General features: G+C 67.7%; 20 protein-coding genes and 5 pseudogenes. 9 read left to right on the top strand and 16 right to left on the bottom strand.

Annotation, left to right across the window (positions count from 1 at the left end):
- Window positions 1-59: 59 nt before the first annotated feature.
- From BLU79_RS45470 to BLU79_RS45455, 5 genes and pseudogenes are all read right to left on the bottom strand, one after another.
- Window positions 60-1079 carry a LacI family DNA-binding transcriptional regulator gene (locus tag BLU79_RS45470; RefSeq protein ID WP_093911942.1) on the bottom strand — a complete coding sequence of 340 codons (1020 nt, stop codon included), beginning with the start codon at window positions 1077-1079 and terminating at the stop codon, window positions 60-62.
- A 243-nt stretch (window positions 1080-1322) separates the two neighbouring features.
- The gene (locus BLU79_RS49630) at window positions 1323-1505 is read right to left on the bottom strand and encodes a glycoside hydrolase family 12 protein (RefSeq protein ID WP_256333743.1); all 183 of its coding nucleotides are present in this window, start codon (window positions 1503-1505) and stop codon (window positions 1323-1325) included.
- Window positions 1506-1527: 22 nt separating this feature from the next.
- Window positions 1528-1809, bottom strand: a pseudogene (locus BLU79_RS45465) (RICIN domain-containing protein); the annotation flags it as partial.
- Between the two features lie 68 nt (window positions 1810-1877).
- Window positions 1878-2147: a hypothetical protein gene (locus BLU79_RS45460; protein ID WP_093911940.1), complete on the bottom strand. Its 270-nt coding sequence runs from the start codon at window positions 2145-2147 to the stop codon at window positions 1878-1880.
- Window positions 2144-2962: a phytanoyl-CoA dioxygenase family protein gene (locus tag BLU79_RS45455; RefSeq protein WP_177001454.1), complete on the bottom strand. Its 819-nt coding sequence runs from the start codon at window positions 2960-2962 to the stop codon at window positions 2144-2146. The genes BLU79_RS45460 and BLU79_RS45455 overlap by 4 nt, the downstream gene beginning before the upstream one ends.
- A 73-nt stretch (window positions 2963-3035) precedes the next feature.
- On the opposite strand from BLU79_RS45455, the gene BLU79_RS45450 reads away from it, so the two are divergent.
- Window positions 3036-3830, top strand: a complete 795-nt coding sequence (locus BLU79_RS45450; protein WP_093911938.1) for an AraC family transcriptional regulator — start codon at window positions 3036-3038, stop codon at window positions 3828-3830.
- Between the two features lie 1258 nt (window positions 3831-5088).
- Here the strand turns inward: BLU79_RS45450 and BLU79_RS45445 are convergent.
- Together BLU79_RS45445 and BLU79_RS45440 are read right to left on the bottom strand one after the other, a co-directional pair.
- Complete coding sequence (locus tag BLU79_RS45445) at window positions 5089-6207, bottom strand: fatty acid desaturase family protein (protein ID WP_093911937.1); 1119 nt, start codon at window positions 6205-6207, stop codon at window positions 5089-5091.
- Between the two features lie 7 nt (window positions 6208-6214).
- Window positions 6215-7270 (bottom strand): ferredoxin reductase, encoded by a 1056-nt coding sequence (locus BLU79_RS45440; RefSeq protein ID WP_093911936.1) that lies wholly within the window; start codon window positions 7268-7270, stop codon window positions 6215-6217.
- 87 nt (window positions 7271-7357) lie between these two features.
- On the opposite strand from BLU79_RS45440, the gene BLU79_RS45435 reads away from it, so the two are divergent.
- Together BLU79_RS45435 and BLU79_RS45430 are read left to right on the top strand one after the other, a co-directional pair.
- Window positions 7358-8497: a PucR family transcriptional regulator gene (locus BLU79_RS45435; protein WP_093911935.1), complete on the top strand. Its 1140-nt coding sequence runs from the start codon at window positions 7358-7360 to the stop codon at window positions 8495-8497.
- A gap of 196 nt (window positions 8498-8693) precedes the next feature.
- Entirely contained in the window at window positions 8694-9032 is a 339-nt protein-coding gene (locus BLU79_RS45430) for a thioredoxin family protein (RefSeq protein WP_093911934.1), read from the top strand.
- 596 nt (window positions 9033-9628) lie between these two features.
- Here BLU79_RS45430 and BLU79_RS45425 read toward each other — a convergent pair.
- Complete coding sequence (locus BLU79_RS45425; protein ID WP_093911933.1) at window positions 9629-10438, bottom strand: SCO4651 family lipoprotein; 810 nt, start codon at window positions 10436-10438, stop codon at window positions 9629-9631.
- Window positions 10439-10594: 156 nt separating this feature from the next.
- Here BLU79_RS45425 and BLU79_RS45420 point away from each other — a divergent pair.
- Window positions 10595-11465, top strand: a pseudogene (locus BLU79_RS45420) (IS5 family transposase).
- A 143-nt stretch (window positions 11466-11608) separates the two neighbouring features.
- On the opposite strand, the pseudogene BLU79_RS49625 reads toward BLU79_RS45420, so the two are convergent.
- From BLU79_RS49625 to BLU79_RS45405, 3 genes and pseudogenes are all read right to left on the bottom strand, one after another.
- Window positions 11609-11740, bottom strand: a pseudogene (locus BLU79_RS49625) (IS5/IS1182 family transposase); the annotation flags it as partial.
- A gap of 322 nt (window positions 11741-12062) precedes the next feature.
- Window positions 12063-12422 (bottom strand): nuclear transport factor 2 family protein, encoded by a 360-nt coding sequence (locus BLU79_RS45410; RefSeq protein ID WP_093911931.1) that lies wholly within the window; start codon window positions 12420-12422, stop codon window positions 12063-12065.
- 25 nt (window positions 12423-12447) lie between these two features.
- Window positions 12448-13233, bottom strand: coding sequence for an SDR family oxidoreductase (locus BLU79_RS45405; RefSeq protein ID WP_093911930.1), 786 nt, complete (start codon window positions 13231-13233; stop codon window positions 12448-12450).
- Window positions 13234-13332: 99 nt separating this feature from the next.
- Between BLU79_RS45405 and BLU79_RS45400 the strand changes: the two genes are divergently transcribed.
- Both BLU79_RS45400 and BLU79_RS47975 read left to right on the top strand, forming a co-directional pair.
- Window positions 13333-13851, top strand: coding sequence for a winged helix-turn-helix transcriptional regulator (locus BLU79_RS45400; protein WP_177001453.1), 519 nt, complete (start codon window positions 13333-13335; stop codon window positions 13849-13851).
- A 133-nt stretch (window positions 13852-13984) separates the two neighbouring features.
- Complete coding sequence (locus tag BLU79_RS47975; RefSeq protein WP_143052598.1) at window positions 13985-14248, top strand: hypothetical protein; 264 nt, start codon at window positions 13985-13987, stop codon at window positions 14246-14248.
- Window positions 14249-14385: 137 nt separating this feature from the next.
- Here the strand turns inward: BLU79_RS47975 and BLU79_RS45395 are convergent, their stop codons facing one another.
- Window positions 14386-15489: an SPFH domain-containing protein gene (locus BLU79_RS45395; protein ID WP_093911929.1), complete on the bottom strand. Its 1104-nt coding sequence runs from the start codon at window positions 15487-15489 to the stop codon at window positions 14386-14388.
- A 29-nt stretch (window positions 15490-15518) separates the two neighbouring features.
- Entirely contained in the window at window positions 15519-15956 is a 438-nt protein-coding gene (locus BLU79_RS45390; protein ID WP_093911928.1) for an NfeD family protein, read from the bottom strand.
- A gap of 432 nt (window positions 15957-16388) precedes the next feature.
- Here BLU79_RS45390 and BLU79_RS45385 point away from each other — a divergent pair.
- Window positions 16389-17258 (top strand): annotated as a pseudogene (locus BLU79_RS45385) (IS5 family transposase); the annotation flags it as partial.
- 24 nt (window positions 17259-17282) lie between these two features.
- On the opposite strand, the gene BLU79_RS45380 reads toward BLU79_RS45385, so the two are convergent.
- Window positions 17283-17852 carry a dienelactone hydrolase family protein gene (locus BLU79_RS45380; protein ID WP_093911927.1) on the bottom strand — a complete coding sequence of 190 codons (570 nt, stop codon included), beginning with the start codon at window positions 17850-17852 and terminating at the stop codon, window positions 17283-17285.
- Window positions 17853-17909: 57 nt separating this feature from the next.
- Between BLU79_RS45380 and BLU79_RS45375 the strand changes: the two genes are divergently transcribed.
- Window positions 17910-18491, top strand: a complete 582-nt coding sequence (locus tag BLU79_RS45375) for an ArsR/SmtB family transcription factor (RefSeq protein ID WP_093911926.1) — start codon at window positions 17910-17912, stop codon at window positions 18489-18491.
- 198 nt (window positions 18492-18689) lie between these two features.
- On the top strand, window positions 18690-19157 hold the full coding sequence (locus tag BLU79_RS45370) for a GNAT family N-acetyltransferase (RefSeq protein ID WP_093911925.1): 468 nt from the start codon (window positions 18690-18692) through the stop codon (window positions 19155-19157).
- A gap of 242 nt (window positions 19158-19399) precedes the next feature.
- Here the strand turns inward: BLU79_RS45370 and BLU79_RS45365 are convergent.
- Window positions 19400-20273 (bottom strand): annotated as a pseudogene (locus BLU79_RS45365) (IS5 family transposase).
- Between the two features lie 825 nt (window positions 20274-21098).
- A partial coding sequence (locus BLU79_RS45360) for a hypothetical protein (protein ID WP_218137845.1) occupies window positions 21099-21412 on the bottom strand: 314 nt, incomplete at its 5' end.

Here is a 21412-nt window from a genome sequence, read left to right as displayed (position 1 = left end):
CTCGCCCTGGTTGCCCACCTCACGGGCAGCCGGGGCAGCGGCGTCCCTGCCGCACTGCCTCACTCCTCCTTCGGCGGAGCCGTGCTCTCCCGGACGGCCAGAGTGGTGGCGATCTCCAGCCCCACCTGCGCCACCTGCTCACCCCGCCCGAGCGCCAGAGCCAGCTCGGTGGCCGCCGTCGCCATCTCGGCCAGCGGCTGGTGGACCGTGGTCAAAGGCGGATCCATCCAGGCCACGGCCGGTACGTCGTCGAAGCCCACCACGCTGAGATCGTGCGGGATGCGCAGGCCCAGCTCGCGCGCGGCCTGGTAGACACCGAGCGCCTGCATGTCGTTGGCGGTGAACACAGCGGTGGGGCGATCGGGTCGGGACAGCAACTCCCGCGCGGCGGCGTACCCGTGCTCACGCGTGAGCTGGGTCTTCACGACCAGGTCGGGCTCCACCGGCAGTCCGGCTTCCGCGAGAGCGGACGAGTAGCCGGACAACCGGGCGAGGCAGAAGGGGTGATCAGGCCCGCTGACCATGGCGATGCGCCGGTGCCCCAGGCCGACCAGATGCCTGGTCGCCGCCTGCCCGCCCCTCCAGTTCGTGGCACCCACGAACGGAACGTCGTCCGGCAACTCGTCGATCGGGTCGAAGACGACGAACGGGATGCCCTTCGCCTTCAGCTGTTCCCGCTCCGCCTCGGAGAGTTGCGCCACCGACAGCACGCACTGGGGACGCCGGCCGACCGTGTCGTCGATGGTCATGCCCGCCGTGTCGGGCAGCCCGAACTCCGACACCAGCACACCGATCCGGTTCCTGCGGGCCACGCGCTCGACACCGCGGATGATCTCCACGGCCCACATGCTCTCCAGCTCGCGGAACACGAGCTCCACGAGATTGCTGCGGTTCTTCGGAGGCTTGCGGTATCCGTACTGATGGATCAGTTCCTCGACGCGGGCCCGGGTCTCGTCCGACACTCCCGAGCGGCCGTTGAGCACCTTCGACACGGTGGGAACGGAGACGCCCGCGGACTCGGCGATATAGGCGATCGTCACCGATGCGGGTCCCCCACCGCGCTCGCCGTGGTCCTCCATCGAAGGTGTTCTCGCTCGGTTGTCCGGCACGGTCGCTGCCTTTCCCCATCCCCTCGCCTGCTACTGCCGGCATTCTCGCACCCGGCAGCAGAACCCACTCAGTGCATGGGGCACAGCTTCCGACAGCAGGCTTGCCAGGGACATGTCTGCGTCGCAGGCGCCTTCGCGGAGGACAACGCGCTGCGGGCCGAGGTCGACCGCGCCCACGGAAGGACGCGGACCGACCTCGGCCCTGATGCTTGGTCAGCCGCCGTTGACGGTCAGGTTGTTGGTGTTGAAGTTGAGGCCGCCGGACGACGAGGTGATCTCGTAGCCGAACTGCACCTCACCGATGGTCTCGTTGCCGGGCATCCAGCCCTTGGTGTAGGCGAGCCACTGGAGGATCGGCTTGATGTCCACGCTGCCGGAGTTGCTGGTTGGTGCCATAGGCGTCACCCCACTGCACGATGTCCGCGTGGTCGACCGTGGAGTGGTTCAGGACGTCCAGCACCTTGCCCGAGTGCTGCGCCTTCAACCGGTAGTGGCCACCACCCGAGTCCACGAACTGAAACCTCTGGTTGGCATGGTCGGTACGGGTCCACTGCGTCAGGCCCCCGTCAGCCGTGCTCACACCCGCCACATCCAGGGCCTTGCCACTGCCCCGGTTGACCAGCACATAAGACGCGCTCGTATCCACCGTGGCCGCCTGCGCCGTCCCGGCGGTACCCAAGGCGCTCAGAAGTGTTGCCATCAGGGCGGTCACCGCGGCGAGGACGGCCGTTCGCCTCCCGCCTCTCCGCCACGGAAAGGTGGATGTCATCAAGAGTCGTCCTCCGTCTTCTCGAAGAAGAACTCGTGTTTGAGGAAGGAGACGTCGTACTCGTGACCGGCCTGCGGCGGCAGCAGTTGGGATGCCTGGAACAGGCGCCACCCGTCGAGCAGCGCGGCAAGCCCTGTGGGATAGGGCGGCTCGTCGCTGTCACCGGTCGTCGGGCGGGTCCTGCCGGTCCCGTCGTACCGGGACCAGCCCACGACGTCGGAGTCCAGCGCCGACGTGGCGAGGTAGAGGACCAGAACCTGCTGCCTCATGCGTGACTCCTCAGGGTCGGCCGGTTGCTGACGCGCGTGACCCAGTAGTCGACATCGAACGAGTCGTCACCGGTCAGGGCCCGCCACATCAGGACCCGGTTGTAGATCTCCAGTCGGGCCGTGGCCTGCTCGTACCAGGGGAAGTACGTGTTCAGCTCCGCGGTCACCGCAGGGTCGTGCAGGTCGGACACGTCCCACAGGCGCACCTGCGGCACGGTCGGGTTGAGGCGGAGCTTGTACATGTAGCGACGACCCGCGGTGTCGTTGCGGCGGCCACCGTGCCAGATGCCGTGGTGCACGAGAACGACCGTGCCTGCCGGGCAGGTCAGACGGGTCTGCCCCCTGAGGTTCTGGACGCGGCCGACGTCCGTCTCGTTGATCCTGCGCAGATGGCTTCCTGGCACACTGAGGGTGCCGCCCATCTCGGCGGTCACCTCGTGCGGGTAGTACATGAGCTGGATGTCGAACGCATCCGGCCGGACATCGATGATGGCGTCTCCGTGGAGCGGCTGCGCCTGTCCCTCGTGCGGCTCGCGCACATGAACCGCATGGTGGTCGACGGTCGGCCCGGGACCGACCAGGCTCTCGACAGCGCCTGCGACGACCGGAAGATCGAGCAGCTCGTGGACGAAGGTGTCCGACGCGAACGCCCCACCCAGCGGAGTGCCGTAGGCCACGTCCGGCAGACCCTCGGCCAAGGTCGCGATGGCCCGTTCGTTGATCTCCCGCGGCACCACCCCGTCCAGGCGCAGGAATCCCTGTGCCACGAACCGCGCCACCTGAACCGATGTCAGGAGTTGCTTGCTGGTTGACATGCGACGAACGTAGGTGCCCGATCCGGATCGGTCGTGGGCTGAAATCGTCCAGTGCTGGTAATTTTCCATCTTCGTGAAACACGCAACAGTACGACTCGACGAGGCGCCCACCGTGGTCAATGCCGGCATCGGGGTGCACGGCGTCTTCTCCGCCCATGACGTCTTCCGGCTGCCCGACCTGTGGCAGCTGCATCTCTACCACTACGAGGGTGCTCTGACCCTCGGAGAGTCGGTCCACCCCATACGCCCCGGCCACGTCAGCCTGGTGCCGCCGAACACGGAGGTGCACTTTCACTACCGGGGCAGGTCGGAGCATCTCTACGTCCATCTGCGGCTGCACGACGGCGGAACCGCACGCGTGGTGCCGGTGATGCAGGACGCCGCGGCCGAGAGCACACGCCTGGCCGATCTGCTCCGCCGCGCCGTGACGGCCATGCCGACCTCTCCCCCGCGAGCCACGGCCGAGGTCTGGACCGCTCTGTGGCGCATCGCCGGGTTGCCGAGGAGCGAGGGAGCCGGGCGCCGCCACCCGTTCGTCGCCGCCGCACAGGCCTACGTCGAGGAACACCTGGCAGGCCCGCTGTCCGTACCGGACGTCGCACGCGTCGTCGGAATCTCCCACACACACCTGACGCGAGTGTTCCGTGCCGAAACCGGCCTCACGGTCGTGTCATACATCCGGCACCGACGCCTTCAACGCGCCCGCCACCTCCTGCTGTCCTCCACCCTTTCCATCACCGCCATCGCCGCGGCCGTCGGCATCGCCGATCTCCAGGCCTTCAACAAGGCCTGCCGCCGTGAACTCGGCGCGAGTCCGCGTGACATACGTGCGGCCGGCCCTGCGGGGCTGGGCGGCCGAGAGCTGTAAGCGGTGCCGACGGACTACCGCCGACGGCCCGGCCAGGCGCCTCCACAAAACTGGCCGTGCCGATCCGTTCGCCCCGAGTACGGACAGGAAACCCCCGGGCCGAACGTCGGGATCGAGCCCTGCCACGGCCCACGCTCGGGAGCAAAGGTCCGAGCCACACAGGTTGATCACTACGGTGTCGGCCACAGCCACGCTGGACACAACCGGACCATCCGCCCAGCCAACGCCCCATCCGCGGTCCGGCCGTTCCTGCCCACGGAGAGCGAGGACGTACAGCACCTGGCCGTCCACCTCAAGATCCGGACCATGCGCGGGCCGGCAACTCGCCACTGGCATCGACGATTGCTGTTTTCGCTGGTCAACCAAATGCGGGCCGAGTACCACCAGCAGACCAAGAACCTGCCAGGACGGCTACCCATGGTGGGCTGCGGGATCGACCGGACATGGGCTGTCGCCTGCTGAGCCTCGCCCGATCAGCCCCAAAGGCCGGACTTCAACGCTGCGTAGGCTTCCGTTCGCATCAAGGCAAGCGCCGGGCACATGCGAACGCCTTGATGTGTCGGCGGCGAGTACGCACCAGGACGCTTACGTCGTGGACGGGTAAACCCCGGAACGCCCCGACCGCAGACCGACACCCTGACGGCGGACATCGCCCGCCTCAAGAAGGCGGACCGCACGCTGGGCTCCCCACACGCGGCCGAGCAGCGGGAGGCACGCGCCACCATCGCCGCCTACGCCAACCACGTCCAGACGCTGAGCCTGCGGAACGCCGAACTCGAAGCGGAGAACGCCACCCTGCGCGAAGCTCTGGGCCAGGGCAACACCGTGGCCTCCCTCCCTGTGACGCGTTGAATGCTGCCGGAAGGACTGCCGCAACCAGGGCCTGACACCTGTCTTACTTCGGCTCACCCGCCCACCCCGGCAGCAGCGCAGGGTCGGACACAGGGGCGGCGAGCATCGGTTCCGGCAGTGTCCACGTCACAGCCCATGCCTTCCACCCAGCCCGCCCGTCGGCAAACCGAGTGCGCGTACGCACCCGACTACCGGCCCGGCCACGGCAGGTCAGCGCACTACAACACCTCGCCAGGGGCTGTCTGCTGAACTCCTGGCGCACGTCCAGGCAGCGCAGCCGGACACCGGGCTGCCCGGATCCCGTGTCGTACGGTCTGATGTCGCGGCCGCCCACCGTCCGCAACGGATCTCACCGAACCCGGCGGTGCCGCCGGTACGGCCGAAAGATCTGAACCAATACCGGGAATCAGGCCGCGACGAGCTCCTGCTCGCGGTCCGGCGTCTTTACCTTGGGCTTCTTGTTCGGCAGCGAGAGCCGGAAGACCTTGCGCCAGGCGGAGAACACCTGCTTGGGCAGCGGCCCGGTGACGTACTCCAGCTCGTACTTCTCGAACAGCGCGCGCACCTTCACCGCGACCTCGGCGTACCGGTTGCTCGGCAGGTCCGGGAACAGGTGGTGCTCGATCTGGTGCGACAGGTTGCCGGTCATGAAGTGCATGGCCTTGCTGCCGCTGATGTTCGCCGAGCCCATCATCTGGCGCAGGTACCACTGGCCGCGCGTCTCGCCCTTGATCGACCGGCGCTCGAAGACCTGCACGCCCTCGGGGAAGTGCCCGCACATGATCACCGAGTGGGTCCAGATATTGCGGACCAGGTTCGCGGTGAACGTGGCGGCGAGCGTGGGGAGGAACGACGGGCCCGACAGCAGCGGGTGGATCACGTAGTCCTTGAGCACCTGCTTACGGATCTTGCGGCCCACGGCCTTGGCCCGCGCGCGGAACTCCGGGTTCTTGCGGCGGCGCTTGTGCAGGTTCTTGCCGAGCTCCAGGTCGTACGCTGCGATGCCGTACTCGAAGAAGCAGGCGTTGATGAAGTTCCACAGCGGCTGGCCGAGGTGGAACGGGTGCCACCTCTGGTCCTCGTCGACGCGCATGATGCCGTAGCCGAGGTCGTTGTCCTTGCCGATCACGTTGGTGTACGTGTGGTGCAGCTCGTTGTGCGAGTGCTTCCACTGATCGGACGGCGAGACGTGATCCCACTCCCAGGTGGTGGAGTGGATCTTCGGGTCCCGCATCCAGTCCCACTGACCGTGCAGGATGTTGTGGCCGATCTCCATGTTGTCCATGATCTTCGCCACGGACAGACCGGCGGTGCCGAGCAGCCACGCGGGCGGGAAGATCGAGAACAGCAGCACGCCCCTGCTGACCAGCTCGAGCTTGCGCTGCGCCGAGATGACCTTGCGGATGTAGGCGGCGTCTTTCTCGCCACGGCTGGCGATCACCTCGTCGCGGATCGCGTCCAGCTCGCGGCCGAGCTCCTCGATCTGCTCCGCGGTCAGGTGGGCGGTGGGGTCGATGGCGGTCAAGGTGCTCCTACCGTTCGATGTCGCAGGGGCCCGCCGCGGCGGACACGCAGGTCTGGATGAGGACGCCCGGCTCGGCCTCGGTGATCTCGCCGGTGCGCAGGTCGCGGACGGCGCCCGCCTTGAGCGGCGTGATGCAGCCGAAGCAGATGCCCATGCGGCACCCGGAGGGCATGAGCACGCCGGCCTCCTCGCCGATGTCCAGCAACGGCGTGGCGCCGTCCGCGTCGACGGTCTTGCCGGTGGCGCTGAACGTGACATCGCCGCCGTCGCCGGCGACGACGATGCTGGGGCGGAAGCGTTCGGTGTGCAGGCGCTCTTGTACTCCGTGCTCGGTCCAGTGCTTTTCGGCGGCGTCGAGCAGGCCCGCGGGCCCGCAAGCCCAGGTCTCGCGCTCGGCCCAGTCGGGCACGAGTTCGTCGAGACGGGCGATGTCGAGCATGCCGTCTGTGTCGGTGTGCACCTCGGTGAGCTGCAGCTTCTTGTCCGCGACCAGGTCGTGCAGTTCGTTGCGGAAGATCACGTCGTGCGGCTGGGGCGCGCAGTGGACCATGACGACGTCGTCGAATTCGGTGTCGCGCAGCATGCCCATCACGGGCGTGATGCCGCTACCGGCCGTCAGGTAGAGCACCTTGGCGGGCTTGGCCTGCGGCAGCACGAAGTCACCGGTCGCCTGGTCGAGCTGGATCAGCGTGCCCGGTTTCGCCCTGCGGACCAGATGGTTGCTGACCTTGCCGTCGGGGATCGCCTTCACGGTGATCGTGACGCGGCCGTCCTGGCGGTTTGTCGGCGAGGTGAGCGAGTAGGCACGCCACAGACGCACCCCGTCGACGTCGACTCCGATCCGCACGTACTGACCCGCTGTGTGGCCGCGCCAGCCCCGTCCCGGCCTGATCACGATGGTCGCGGCGTCACCCGTCTCGGGGTGCACGGCCTCGATCCGCCCACGCAGGTCAGCGCCCGCACGCAGCGGGCTGACCAGGTCGAGGTAGTCCGACGGCAGCAGTGGCGTCGTGACCATCTCCAGCAGTTTCCACGCCCTGCTGCGGAGGGCTGTACTCGTCATGGCTCCAGCTTGCTGCGTCTCAGGGCGTAAAGTCCTGACCGCAAGACGTGAATCTGGTAGGTGGAATTGTTCGCAGGAAACAAAAACGTGAGCCATGTAATCCGGAGGGCCAGCGAACTGGCCCTGGATGAGACGACGGTCACCGTACTTCGGGCCGCGCTGAGGACGACCGCCGACGAGGTCGTCCAGGCGATCATCGACGAGGTCCCTCCCTACGCCAACGCCCTTTCGGGCCGCATGGGCGGCACCATCCGCCGAGCTGTGCGCACCGCCCTGGGGCACTACCTGGACCTCGCGAGCGGGAACGCCACGGGCGGCGACGGCGGTGACGCGGCCTACGAGCTGGGCCGCGGCGAGGTGCGCGACGGCCGTTCGATGGACGCCCTGCTCAGCGCCTACCGCGTCGGCGCCCGCGTGGCCTGGCGATGCCTGGCAGCGGGTGCCGTACCCGCAGGTCTGCCCGCCGCCGAGGTCGCCAAGTTCGCCGAGCTGACCTTCGCCTACATCGACGAGCTCTCCGCCGCGAGCGCCGCGGGGCACGCCGACGAACTGGCCGCCCGGGGCAGGGCCCAGGAGCGCCACCTGGAACACCTGGCCCGCGACCTCCTCGCCGGCGCGAGCCCGGACGTGCTGCTGGCCTCTGTTCAACGGGCCGGGTGGCAGCCTCCGGTTTCGCTGACCGCGGTCCTGCTGCCCGCCGCCCAGGCCCGGCCCGCCTACCGCGCGCTCGACCCGAGCACCCTCGTCCTCGACGATCTGCCGGACGCCACCGGTGTGCTGCTCGTCCCCGATGCCGACCGATCACATCTCTTGCGGCAGCTGACCGACCGCACCGCCGTGGTCGGCCCGGCCCGGCCTTGGACTCGTGCGTCCGCCTCGTACGCACGAGCCGTACGCGCGCGCTCCCTCTCCTCTGATGTTCGCGACACCGAGGACCACCTGCCCGAGCTGGTGCTGAGCGCCGACGTGGACGCGTTCGCAGACCTGCGTGCCCGAGCTCTCGCACCGTTGCGGACCTTGCCTGTCGCGACCGCACGGCGGCTGGAGGAGACGTTGCGGGCGTGGCTGCTGCACCAGGGCAGACGGGACGAGGTGGCGGCGGCGTTGTTCGTCCATCCCCAGACAGTCCGGTACCGGATGTCGCAGCTGCGGGAGCTGTTTCCGGATCTCGCATCGCCACACCGGGTCCTTGAACTGACGCTGGCGGTCGGTCTTCGGGTCAGCTGACGCGTACTTCGACCGTCCACGACCGCGTCCGCGAGCGGTCCAGGAATCGTGTCTCGTTCTCGGTGCCATCAGCTGACTCATGCGGCCCGGGGAAGAGCGGTATTGGCCAGCTGAGACCGGGGGTCGATGTGAAGACCAGACAAGGCCTCGGGGGATGATGGGGGTGGAATGACGGAACGTGAGGTCAGGAGCTTCCATGGCGAAGCGGGTTCACCGACCCCGTGAGGACGCGGAGTTCAATTTCATCCTCGGGATGAGCGGAGTTCCGGTCCTCGCATACTTCACCGGGACATGGCCCAAGGCAATCGAGCCCTGCCGGGTGATGGACCTCGTCGTGGGTGGCATCGCCGACGACTACACGGGCCGCCTGACGGTCGTCCGCGCCGACATCACGCGTTGTCCGGCCGCAACCGAGCGATACGGGATCACCGGAGCCCCGTCCTACGTCCTGCTGAAGGAGGGAGAGGCGGTGGCGCACGGCACGGGGCCTATGACCGTCGCCGAGGTACGGAAGTTCCTGGACGGCCACCTCTGAGCGGCCGCTGCGGCACGTGTCCGCGACGCCCGTCACGTCTCGTCTCGCCTCGTCTCGCCTCGTCTATGGGAGCTGCGCCGCCTGAGACACCTTGGGGCTGAGACACCCCCACAGGTCGCATAACGCCGTCCAGAACGACTCCTGGCGGCAGCAAGTCGAGGTGCCGCGAGGGCCAGGTCCATCCACACGGCGGGGACGTCCCGCCCGGAGCGGGCCTGCAGTCGGACGGTGTCCTTCTCCCGCCAGACGACGGTCCGGTGGCCGTCGAGTTTCATCTCGTACCGCCAGCCCGTCCCGACCGGCAGCGTCGGGACGAGCTCGGCGAGCGCCACATCGACGGGGAAGTCCACGCAATCAGGCTCCGGCCACCGCGGCGCGCGTGCACGCGGAGAGGTTCTACCGAAACACCAGCATCGCCGCCTTCACAGCGAGCTTGAGTGGCGTGCCCTGGGCAGCCATCGCGGTGCCGTAGGCGATCGCGACGTGCTCGAACTCCTTGATCGCGGCCCACAGGACACCTGCCTGATACTCGGTGAGCTCGTCGCCGGCGTCGATCGCGAGTGGGGTGAGGGCGATCGCAGGAGCGGCCGTCCGGCTCAGCCGTTCAGGATGCCGCCGACCTCGGTGACGGGGATCGTGTCCGCAGCCCGCGGAACCGTCACGCGGACCGGCTCACCGATGTCCGACAGGGCCATGGTCAACGTCACCCGCGCACCGGACATGTTGACACTCATGCGGGTCTGCACCAGGCGCCCCCGGCCGTCGACCCATGCGTCCGCGAAGACCGGGAGGTCGCTGCCCAGGGCGTCGCGGGCTTGGTCCGTCTTCGTGCGGACATCCGGGGTCATGCGCAGAGTGACAGTCCGATGGTCGAGGATGCCGCGGTAGCGCACTGCGCGTACCCCCTGAACGTTCTCCTCGCCCTCCCGGGAGATCTTGCGCATTGCGGCGATCTGCTGCAGGACGTGCTCGGGGTCGTTGAGCGGGGCCCGCAGCAGGTAATGGGCCTGCGCCTTGTCCCGGGGCATGACCCCCCAGGCATCCTCGCCGATCCCCTGGACGCCGCTGATGTAAATCTTGCCGTCCGCGAAGACCTGGTCGCTGTGGTCGATGGCGCCGCCGGGGAGGTCGACCGCCAGGTGACCCCTGTCCGCGGCAAAGTCGAAGCCGCCGGTGATGGTGAGGCCGTACACCTGGCCCTCACCCTCCAGTTCGGCCTCCTGGCGGAACCCGGCGCTGTCCTCGCGGAGAGCCGAGACGGCCGCTCGAACGGCGGAGCGGGGGCCGGACGACGATGTGGAGGACGGTGACGCGGCCGTCGGCTTGTCACGGCTTCCGGCGTCGGCCGTGGAACAGCCGGCGCACAGCAGCGCGGCGGCAGCGGTGAGCACGAGAGGACGGCGCATGGGATTCTCCGAAGTTCCAGGGCGAGCACTCGGCCATTGCGGTACCGCCTCGCGCCGGAGATCTTACGAAGTTGCGCACAGCGGCGCGAACTAAATGTGGTTGGAGCGTGCAGTGACGGCCATGAGGGAAACCTCCATGCTCTGGTCGTTGACCGTATGCCCAGGCCGTGTCCGCAAACCGGTTGTCGCGCTGGTCTGTTCGTGGCGCGTCGTCATGAGCTGATTGATCAGGCATGGGCGGTCATTGAGCCGCTGCTGGCTCCGCCTCGGATGGGCCGCCCGGTCCGTGACCGGCGGCAGGTCCTCAACGGCATCCTGTGAAAGCGTCCACCGGAGCGGCCTGCCCGAACGCTACGGGCCGTGGAAGACGCTCTACGAACGCTTCCGCCGATAATCCGCCGACGGTACCTGGGATCGCCTGCTGGCCCATGTCCAGCAGCACTCCGATGCCGTCGGTGCGGTCGACTGGACCACCGTGCGCATCGACTCGACCACCGTGCGCGCCCACCAACACGCGGCCGGAGCGCGAAAAAGGGGGGGCAGGAGTGGCCGGGCGAGGCGATCGGCCACTCCCGCGGGGGACTGACCACGAAGATCCACCTCGCCTGCGACGGAAGGGCAGGCCCCTGGCCTTCACCCTGACGGCCGGGAACGTCAACGACTGCACCAGTTCGAGGCGGTGATGGCCCGCATCCGCATCGAGCGGTGCGGGCCCGGCCGTCCTCGCACCCGCCCCGCGCAGGTCGCGGCAGACAAGGGCTACTCGTCCACGAAGATCCGCAGCTACCTGCGCAGTCGGGGCATCAAAGCGGCAATCCCGGAACGCATCGACCAGATCAACGGTCGCATCCGGCGAGGCGAGAGCCGGTGCCGACTGGACCGAGCGGCCTACCGACGCCGCAACGTCGTCGAACGCTACTTCAACCGGCTCAAACACAACAAAGCCCTGGCCACCCGCTACGACAAACGCGCCCGCCATTACCAAGCCCTACTCACCCTCGCCTGCCTACGACTCCGGCTGCCCTGACATTGCGGACACGACCCAGAGCGTGTCTCTTTGGTGGGCTCATCAGCCACACGGACCGGCACCGCTTCCCCTACTAGGCCGTCCCCGCGGAGGCTGCGGTTCGCCTGTAGGTGGGCGCACAGCCGGGACTCCTGGCGGTTGAGGAGACTCCGCCGGGTGTTCGCACCGGACACCGCGACGGCCAGGGGCATGCCCTGGGCCTCGGACAACACGTGCAGCTTGCTGCCCTTCTTACCGCGATCGACCGGGTTCGGCCCGGTCAGCGTGCGTTGCTTGCCTCCCACAAAGGCTGGCGCAGGCTCGGGCCGGAACGGCTCGGGCTCCTGGGGTGATCTCAAACGTCGCCTGCGGAAGCAAATGAAGCGGTGGACGATCAGGATGCGGTCGGCCGGCCATGAGTGAGGACGGCTGGGCGGCGCTGACGGAGCAGGACACGGTCCTGCTGATGGGGATCTTTGAATCTCCTCACCCTGCGCTGAGGATGGCCCCGGACTTGCTCGCCTCGATTCCTCAGGCGTCCAAGCTGATCCGCGGTGGATGCCGAACTTGAGGGCTGGATCTCTCTCGTAGGCGGGAACAGGTGGTGCGGGAGCGGGCTCAGGGTTCGATGGCGAGGTGTTCGATGAGGTCGTCGCGCAGCGTGAACCGATAGCGGAGATCGATGGTGCCGCCGGGGAAGTTGCCTTCAAGGTGGTGTGTGGCGATGTAGTGGGCCGTGTCGCTCTGCTGGGCGCCGGTGAGGTGGATGGTGTAGGTGAATTCGGTGGCGGATCGGTCCAGCCACCGCTCGATCGCGGCGGTGCCTTGGTACGTGTTGCCGTCGTCGATCACTGTGGCGTCGTCGGTGAACGCCGTGACCGCGGTGGCGGTTTCGTGGGAGCGGTGCGCTCTGAGGTAGCGGGTGATCACCTCGGGCAGGTCGTGCGGGGTGATGGTCCGGGGCTGGTTGTCGTGCATGACCCTCCTGATGGTGGTGGCGGGTTCAGATGGTGGGTGTGGTGCCGCCGTCGATGACGTGTTCGGCGCCGACGATGGCCGAGGCGCGGTCGGAGACGAGAAAGGCGACGAGTTCGGCGACTTCCTCGGGTTGGTTGGGGCGGCCGAGCGGGATGCCTCCCAGGGAGTCCATGAGCCGGCCCAGTGCCGCTTCCTGGGTGATGCCGGCGTCGTGGGCGATCCGGGCGACGAGGTCGTCGGCAGCGGAGGTCTGGACGAAGCCGGGTGAGACGGTGTTGACGCGGACGCCGTGAGGGGCGACCTCGTTGGCCAGTCCTTTGCTGTAGGTGGTCAGGGCGGCTTTGGCGGCGGCGTAGGCCAGGGTTCCGTTCCACAGCGGCATGCGGCGCTGGATCGAAGTGACGTGCACGATCGCACCCTTGCCCAGGGCGATCATGTGCGGGAGGAGTGCGCGGTCCAGGCGGACGGCGGCCAGCAGATTCGTGTTCAGCTCCCTGGCCCAGTCGTCATCACCCAGCGCCGCGAACCCTCCGGCCGGCGCCTCGGAACCGCCGAGGGTGTTGACCAGGATGTCGACGCCTCCCGCGCGGGCGTCCACCTCGGCGGCCACGTGGGCGGCGCCTTCGGCGGAGGAAAGGTCGGCGGCGATGAAGGTCTTCTCCTCCACGTCGTGGGGGCGGCTGCGGGCTGTGACGAGCACGGTCGCACCGGCCTGGGCAAGGCGTCGCGCGATGGCGGCTCCGGTGCCCTTGGTGCCGCCGGTGACCAGAGCGCGCCGGTCTTCGAGGGATTCGCTGATGGATGTGGTCACGATGTCTTCCGTTTCCGGGCGCGGGCATACGAGGCGCCACTCTCGCCTCGACTGCTAAAATAGAAGCTACTAACTTCGACTTTAGCAGTAACTGAGGAGATGGTCGCCGTGGCAAGCCGGATCAGGCTGGAGGACCGGGAGTGCCCGCTGTCCACGACGGTGGAGCACGTCGGCGAGTGGTGGACGCTGCTGATCCTCCACGACGCCTTCGACGGCTACACCCGCTTCGACCAGTTCCAGGAGAACCTGGGCATCTCCTCCAGCATGCTCACCACCCGGCTGAAGACCCTGGTCGCGGACGGTCTGATGGAGCGCCGGCCCTACCAGACCAGCCCCGTCCGGCACGAGTACGTACTGACCGAACTCGGGCGCTCCCTGCGCCCGGTGATCGTCGCCCTGGCCGCGTGGGGCAACTCCCGCCTCACGCCGACGGAGCGCAGCATGATCCTCGTCGACGCGCACAGCGGCGAGGAAGTCGAGCCAGTCGTCGTCGACGCCAAGACCGGCCGCCCACTCGACGACAGCGCCGCCTACGTCTTCACCGCGGGCCCCGCAGCCAGCGACGCGATGCGCAGCCGCTACGCGGCGCGGTCGGCCATTCCCGCGGCAGAGGAGTAAGGCTGCCCGGCAGAGTCTCGTGCAGCCTTGAGCAGGGCCGCGAACACGGGCTGCACCTGACCAGCCTCGCGGCACCGGTTTGTGGGGGGCGTGATACCTACCAACCCTCCCGGGTCGTTGAGAACTGGATCAAGTGAGGCAACGAGCAACACGGGTCGTTTCCAAGAAGCCCCATCACCTGCTGCTCGCTGCCCTCGCCGTCTACTTCGGTGGCGTCGTCGGCTTCGCCCGGAACCTGCCGAGGGTTCTTCGGCGCAGGGCGGCGTGGCGTCGTGATACGGAACTGCACCCCATGTCCAGCGCCTTCACACTGACGGTGCTGATCGTGTTGTCGCCGGTGAGCGCCGTGTATCTGGCCTGGCGCATAGCGGTCAGGCGGCGCAGCAGGACCGAATGAATCAGGGGGCTGCCGGGCGAGCCAGGAGGGCGAAGGCCGGCAGGTCGGCGGCGCGCCGCAGCGAGTCCTCGCCCTTGGTGTCTGTCGCCGCCGCCCAGTCGCGTCACGGCGGTCCTGGCGACAGCCCGAGGGCGGGCTCAATCGCCGGACGTCTGCCCCCGGCGCGGCACCTGGGACGACATCGCGGCCTCGGCCTCCGCCTTGGCATCGCTCACCGCGGCGGCGGCCTGCTTCTCGGCCTCGTCAGCAGCCGCCGCCGCGTCGAGCGACACCGTCGAGCCCGCACCGAGCTCCGGAACCAGGCTCTCAGGCGACGCTGCGTCGGCAGTGCCTGCCTCCGCGGGTTGCGGGGGTGTGGGAGCACCCGCCGTGGCCTGATCACCGAACGCACGGGTGACGGTCCGCACCGCCTCGGTCAGCTCCCCCGGGATCACCCAGAACGTGTTGTTGTCGCTGCTCGCCAAGTGCGGGAGCGTCTCCAGATACTTGTAGGCCAGGACCTTCGGGTCGGCATTGTTGCGATGGACGGCCTGGAAGACGAGCTCCACCGCCTTTGCCTCGCCGTCCGCCCGAAGGATCATGGCTTGCTGCGTGCCCTGTGCCTCCAGGATGTCCTTCTGCTTCGTGCCTTCCGCGGTCAGGATCTTGGCTTGCCGCTCCCCTTCGGCGTGCAGGATGGCCGCGCGCTTGTCACGCTCGGCCCGCATCTGCTTCTCCATCGCTTCCTTGATCGTGTGCGGTGGATCGATGGCCTTGATCTCCACGCGGTTGACCCGGATGCCCCACTTGCCGGTGGCGTCGTCGAGGACGGCGCGGAGCCTGGAGTTGATCTCCTCACGCGAGGTGAGCGTCTCCTCCAGGTCCATGCTGCCGATGACGTTACGCAACGTAGTCACGGTGAGCTGATCGATCGCATGCAGGTAGTCGGCGACCTCGTAGGCCGCCGCCCTCGGGTCGGTGATCTGGTAGTAGAGCACGGTGTCGATGTTCACCACGAGGTTGTCCTCGGTGATCACCGGCCTGGGGTCGGAGGAATAGACCTGCTCGCGCACGTCGAGTTTGGTGTTGATGCGGTCCGCCACCGGCACGACGAAGTTCAGGCCGGGCTGTAGCGTCCGGCGATATCGGCCGAACCGCTCGATGTTGTAGCGGCGTGCCTGCGGGACGATCCGCACGGTGGAGGCCACCAGAAAGACGACGACGATGGCCGCCACAAGAGTGAGGATGACAACTGGTTCCACAGTGCCTCCGTTGCTGTGTGTTCAGCCGTTCATGGAAGAAGCTCGCGGGGGTAGACGATGGCCGTGGCGCCTTCGATCTCCATGACATCCACCAGCGCTCCCACCGGAATCACCAGGCTCTCGTCGAGGGCGCGGGCGGACCACTCCTCGCCGGAGAGTTTGATCAGGCCGTGGGTTGCGGTGACCTCCTGCATGACCTCGGCCCGCTTGCCGATCAGCGCATCACTGCCCTCGCGTGTGAGGGGTTGCTGTGCCATGTGCCGCAGAGCGACAGGACGGACGATGACGAGACCTGCTGCCGCTGCTACCCCGAAGGCGACGAGCTGGCCGAGAACGCCGATGCCCACACCGGCGACCACAGCGGCCACCAGCGCGGCGCCCGCCAGCAACCCGAAGGCAAGCGTCAGGGTGAAGAACTCCGCGGCACCCAGCACCCCGGCGGCGAGCAGCCATATGAACCACGGCATCAAACCGCCCTCCTCGCAGGGCCTTCTCCACCAAGCTACCTTCCCGTAACGCCTGACAGAACAGACACGGGAGCCGTGGTTCTTGATCGTTGAGGGGTTCGCCCTGACCGGCGGGCATACGGGCAGCTGAAGGCCACGCCGTCGCCGGAATTCGCGTGGCCGACGCGGGCGTCCTGGTCTCCGGACCGCGAGCGAACGGATGATCGCTTCGCCGCGTCTGCGCCGCGCATTCGTGCAGCGGATCGGTGCCGGGCTGCGTCATGGCTCCTCCTCTCGGGGAACCGACACATAAGGTCCATGCCACTGTCACACACAGCCTTGCGGCATCACCATCGGGCCCAGCACCCATTTCCACCGGTACCCGAGACACCCACTACCGCCCTAGGTCCGATAGGTCAGTGGCGAGCTGGACCGCCGATCGTTCAGCACTGCGTGGGGCGAGGTGATGTGACTGACTTTGAATGGGCCCAGCTGGAGCCGCACTTGCCGAAGAACACCGGTCGGGGCGGACGCTGGAAGGAACACCGGAAGATCATCGATGGGATCTTGTTCCGCATACGGACCGGCATCCCGTGGAGGGACCTTCCAAGGAGGTTCGGGAGCTGGCAGACCTGTTACGACCGGCACCGGCGGTGGTCCGCGGACGGCACTTGGGAGAGGATCGTCCGGGCCGTCCAGGCCGATGCCGACGCGGATGGCCGGATCGACTGGTCCATGGTGAGTGTGGACTCCACAGTGTGCCGTGCTCATCAACACGCCGCCGGCGCACGCAAGCAGGCGCCGCGGAAAACGGGCAAGCGCACCCGGCCCGCTCAGCACCGCCCCGATGAGGCGCTGGGCCGTTCGCGCGGGGGCCTGACAACGAAGACTCACTTGGCAGGTGAGGGCGGTCTTCGGCCTCTTGCCATGCTGGTCACCCCCGGTCAGTGGGGCGATGCCCCACAGATGCTCCCGGTTCTCGACCGCCTTCGCGTGCCTCGGCTGGACGGCGGCCGTCCCCGCACCCGGCCGGACCATCTCAGTGGCGACAAAGCGTACTCGTCGCGCCGCAACCGCCGTTATCTGCGGCGTCGGCAGATCAAGCACACCATCCCCGAACGCCTTGATCAGCGGGCCCACCGCCTGCGCCGTGGCAGCAGCGGCGGCAGGCCCACCGGCTTCGATGCGGCATGCTACGGCCGCAGAAACGAAGTTGAGCGGCTGATCAACCGATTGAAGGCGAACCGGGCGGTGGCCACGCGATTCGACAAGAGGGCGTATGTCTTTTACGCCACCTCGACCGTCGCAGCTCTGCGCCTCTGGCACTGCGCAGAACCCGCCAACAACCTAGCGCGAGCTGAGGAACTCGATCGCCCGCTGGGTCAGGAGCTTGGCAGCGTCCGGGTCGTAGGACGGCAGCGAATTGTCCGCGAACAGGTGCTGGTCTCCGGGGTACAGGAACATCTCCGCATCAGCGCAGTCGGAGACGAGCGCGCAGGCGGCGTCGATGTCCTCGGCGAAGAACGGATCGGCTTCCTTCGCATGCACCTGCACCAGCACGCCGTCAGGCCATGCCGCGCCGAACTCCGACACGGGGATGCAGGCGTGGAACAGGAGCGCGCCCCGCGCGCCCGCCCGCGTCTGCGCCAGCTTCTGGGCGGGCAGCACACCGAGTGAGAAGCCAGCGTAAACGGCGTCCTGCGGCAGGAGTTCGGCCGCGCGGACGCCGCGCTCGGTGATCTCGCCGAAGCCGAGCTGCTCGACGTAGCCCTGGCCCTCTTCGAGGGAGTCGAAGGTGCGTCCGTCGAAGAGGTCGGGCGTGTGGACGGTGTGGCCGACAGCGCGGAGTTCGTCGGCGAAAGCGGCGACTCCGGGCGTCAGTCCCTGCGAGTGATGGAACAGTACGACCTCTGTCATGCCCAAACCCCTTGAGTGTGGGTAGCGAATGATCCGGAAGTTTAGAATAATCGAAGAGTGTCGAACAATCCCCGTCTCCCCGACTACGACGTCTCCGACGTCACAGATGTGACAGCCCCGGCCCAGCTCCGCGCGCTGGCCAACCCACTGCGCAACGCCGTCCTTGAGCTGCTCCTCGAACGCGCCGCGACGGTGAGCGAACTGGCCGCTGCACTCGGCCGCCCCAAGAGCACGGTCGCGCACCACGTGAGCGTCCTGGTGGATGCCCAGCTGCTGAAAGTCGTGCGGACCCGCCGGGTGCGGGCCATTGATGAGCGCTACTACGGCCGCACCGCGCGCATCTTCCGCGTCGGCACGGTCAGCCCCACAGACGGGGCCGAGGGACCCTACTGCAACAACGATCTCGCCACGGCCGCGGCCGAGTCGGCCTCCGCACATCAGGCGGATCAGCTCTCCTCGATCGTGCGGCATGTGCGGATCCCGCGGGAGCAGGCCCGCGAGTTCTGGGCGCGGGTGCTGGAGCTTGCCAACGACTACGCGCAACTGCCCCGCGGAGGCGATGTGGTGTACGGCTTCGCTGCCGGGCTCTACCCGACCGACTATCCGGCGCTGCCAGAGGCCGAGTCTGCGGCGGACTGACCTGTACCGCAGGTCGTGTCGTCCGCAGCCACGGCCAGCAGCACTCGAACCTTCACCACCCTGGCCCCATCTCAGGCAGCAACCCACCGAGTCACATGGACGGTAGCCTCGTAGCGGACCGCGAGTTCGTCGTGCCTGGTGGCCACGGCTCGATGTCTCCCTGCAGACCCTTCGCCCGTAACGGCCAAGGCACCTGCCATGATCGTCACCATGGGGATACACATCGCAACGGCCGGGGTGGCCGACTTCCATCAGGTCTTGACTGATCACCCCCGTTACTGGGGCGAACGCGACCTTCGGTCGTTGCACCTTCTTGCACTGGTGCAAGAGTTCGGTTCCACCTGCTTGGTTGCCCGAGCCGAGGACGGAGTCCGTGGGTACATCTTCGGGTTCGTCACCCCAGACGGCACCGGGTACGTGCATCTGATCGCCACGCGGGACGACGCCCGTGGCACCGGTCTTGGGCGTCGTCTGTATACGGCGTTCGCCGAAGCAGCGGAACGTCACGGTGCACGGCAGTTGAAGGCGATCACGTCAATCGAGAACACCGGCTCAATCTCCTTCCACCGCAGCCTAGGCTTCAACACGAAGATCGTCGATGACTACAACGGCCCCGGCCAGGCTATGGCCGTCTTCCACCGAGATCTGCCGCTCAACGTCTCGTAGCCCTGACCAACCAGCCGTCACTGGTAATCGCTCCCTGGGCCGTTACTGAGTTTCGCCGCGTGATGCCGCTGGAGCACACGCCCTGACCTGCAGCGAAGGGCAACCGGGGCGCGACATCACGCGAAGATCATCAGTAGTTTCACCGACAGGCGACAGCGACGATGGCTTTCCCCTGATGAACAGGGCCATCGAAGTTCAGGTGACCTTCTTGGTGTTCCTGGGGCGTCTATCGAATGTGCTGGTCACAGCCACTCGTTGAGGGCGGATACGAGGACGGTAGCCTCGTAGCGGACCGCGAGCTTGTCGTACCTCGTGGCCACAGCCCGGTGCCTCTTGAGGCGGTTGATGCCGCACTCGACTGCGTGCCGAGCCTTGTAGTCCTCCGGGTCGAACTTCGGCGGGCGGCCGCCGCGGGGGCCGAGTTCTTCCGGTTGCGGGCCTGGTCAGCTTTATCTGGGATGGTGCAGCGGATGCCGCGTCGGCGCAGGTAGGCACGGTTCTTTCGGGAAGCGTACGCCCTATCAGCGCGCACCCGCCGGGGGCGGGTGCGCGGTCTTCCCGTCCCCAGCCGGGGCACCCTGACGCGGCCGAGGACGACCTCGAACTGCGGAGAGTCCCCGCGCTGCCCTGCGGTGATCACGACGGACATGGGCTTCTGGCCCTGCTCGACGGCCAGGTGCAGCTTGGTGGTCAGGCGGCCGCGTGAGCGACCGAGGCCATGGTCGTCGGGCTCGGTGACGACACCGCCGGGCGGTTCCTTCTGTAGGTCCCCCTTTTCCTCGCTCCGGCGGCGTGCTGGTGGGCCCGGCAGACGGTGGAGTCGATGTTGAGATCCCAGGTGATCAGGTCCTTCGCATCGGCCCGAGCCTGGAGCTGGGTGAAGATGCGCTGCCAGGTGCCGTCCCGCTGCCAGCGGCGGAACAGGTCGTATGCCCGGCCCCACGGCCCGTACTCGGCGGGCATGTCCCGCCAGGGGATGCCGGTACGGACCCGGAACCGTATGCCGTCGATCAGCTGCCGCCGCGTCCACACCGGCGGCCGGCCGGGCTTCTTGCCCCTCGGCAACAGCAGCTCCAACTGGGCCCATTGCTCGTCCGTCAGATCTCCACGCGCCACGAAACAAGATCATCGCCCGACCAAGATCCACTTTCGACACGCGCCCTAGGAGCACTGCACCATAGCCACAGCGCGACCGGTGGCCTGAGCAATCCCACCGAATATGGCCCTGGCGATCGCGAACATTGTGGCGGGACTATCCCCACTGGTACGGGGAGCGCGGCATCCACGTGTCGACGGGCAGCGGGATGATGGGAACATCCCCGCGGGGATCCGGGGAGCACTGCCACGGCTGCCGACGCTGCTTGGGGTGCCGCGAACATTCCCGCGGGTGCGAGGAGCATGCGGGACGTCGTTCGGGCCAACCCCGAGTGTGCGAGACCTAGACAAGCATGCGCGCGCCACCCGTCAGGAGGTGGGGCAAACCCCGCGGGTGCAGGGAGCACTTCCGCCACGAGGACCTCATCGCGGTCGACCTGAGACCATCCCCTCGTGTGCGGGGGGGGGGAGCACTACGTGACAGCCAAGGCCGCCATGGAGGAGATGGGACCATCCCCGCGGCGGGGGAACATGTGCTGATCGACGCGTTCGGCGCGGCGATCACGGGACTATCCCCGCGGGGCGGGGAGCACATGCCGAGTCCGGAGCCCACGTACAAGCCCGGGGAACCATCCCCGCGGGCGCGGGGAGCACTCGTTGAACGTGTCTACTGACCTTCAAAGCGTGGTGTTGTAGGGGCTGACGTCTCGTGATCCCTGCGTAATGCCGACGTGGTCAGTAGGAACGGTGACGGGCGGTCAGCGGCAGGTCGTTCAGCGTGGAGTCCTGGTGTCAGTCTCTCCTGACGGCATCGGGTCTTCCCCGAAGCCGGGTATGGCGGTGGACTCAGCGCCAGTCGTCGATCACGTAGGCGTCTGGGTGGCTGTAGCCAGGTTCGTTGGGCTTGTGCATGGTCACGCCTTGCAGCCAGGTACGGAAACCGCGGTCGACCATGCGCCGGTAGGCATCCTGGCGGGCCAGGCTCATTCCGGCGTCCAGTTGTCCCAGTCCCTTCTCGGTGGCCAGCTGCTCGCACGCGTTCAGCAGTCGTTCGAACCGGTCCGCGGCGTCCGGGCCAGGGCGTACGGCACCGAACTTGACGAAGCACACGTCCTCACCCGCCTCCGACCCCGCTCCGCAGTGGCAGACAGCCAGACCGT

This window comes from Streptomyces sp. cf386 (assembly GCF_900103585.1).
Lineage (GTDB): Bacteria > Actinomycetota > Actinomycetes > Streptomycetales > Streptomycetaceae > Streptomyces.
Note: the sequence above shows the minus strand (reverse complement) of the source record. Positions and strands in the feature narration are given on the sequence as shown.

What these genes read in the sequence shown, in the direction of transcription:
- BLU79_RS45470 (WP_093911942.1), bottom strand. Translation starts at nt 1,079, where the DNA reads ATGGAGGACCACGGCGAGCGCGGTGGGGGACCCGCATCGGTGACGATC.
- BLU79_RS49630 (WP_256333743.1), bottom strand. Translation starts at nt 1,505, where the DNA reads ATGGCACCAACCAGCAACTCCGGCAGCGTGGACATCAAGCCGATCCTC.
- BLU79_RS45370 (WP_093911925.1), top strand. Translation starts at nt 18,690, where the DNA reads ATGATCGTCACCATGGGGATACACATCGCAACGGCCGGGGTGGCCGAC.
- BLU79_RS45380 (WP_093911927.1), bottom strand. Translation starts at nt 17,852, where the DNA reads ATGACAGAGGTCGTACTGTTCCATCACTCGCAGGGACTGACGCCCGGA.
- BLU79_RS45440 (WP_093911936.1), bottom strand. Translation starts at nt 7,270, where the DNA reads ATGACGAGTACAGCCCTCCGCAGCAGGGCGTGGAAACTGCTGGAGATG.
- BLU79_RS45410 (WP_093911931.1), bottom strand. Translation starts at nt 12,422, where the DNA reads ATGCACGACAACCAGCCCCGGACCATCACCCCGCACGACCTGCCCGAG.
- BLU79_RS45455 (WP_177001454.1), bottom strand. Translation starts at nt 2,962, where the DNA reads ATGTCAACCAGCAAGCAACTCCTGACATCGGTTCAGGTGGCGCGGTTC.
- BLU79_RS45460 (WP_093911940.1), bottom strand. Translation starts at nt 2,147, where the DNA reads ATGAGGCAGCAGGTTCTGGTCCTCTACCTCGCCACGTCGGCGCTGGAC.
- BLU79_RS45430 (WP_093911934.1), top strand. Translation starts at nt 8,694, where the DNA reads ATGGCGAAGCGGGTTCACCGACCCCGTGAGGACGCGGAGTTCAATTTC.
- BLU79_RS45425 (WP_093911933.1), bottom strand. Translation starts at nt 10,438, where the DNA reads ATGCGCCGTCCTCTCGTGCTCACCGCTGCCGCCGCGCTGCTGTGCGCC.
- BLU79_RS45390 (WP_093911928.1), bottom strand. Translation starts at nt 15,956, where the DNA reads ATGCCGTGGTTCATATGGCTGCTCGCCGCCGGGGTGCTGGGTGCCGCG.
- BLU79_RS45400 (WP_177001453.1), top strand. Translation starts at nt 13,333, where the DNA reads ATGGTCGCCGTGGCAAGCCGGATCAGGCTGGAGGACCGGGAGTGCCCG.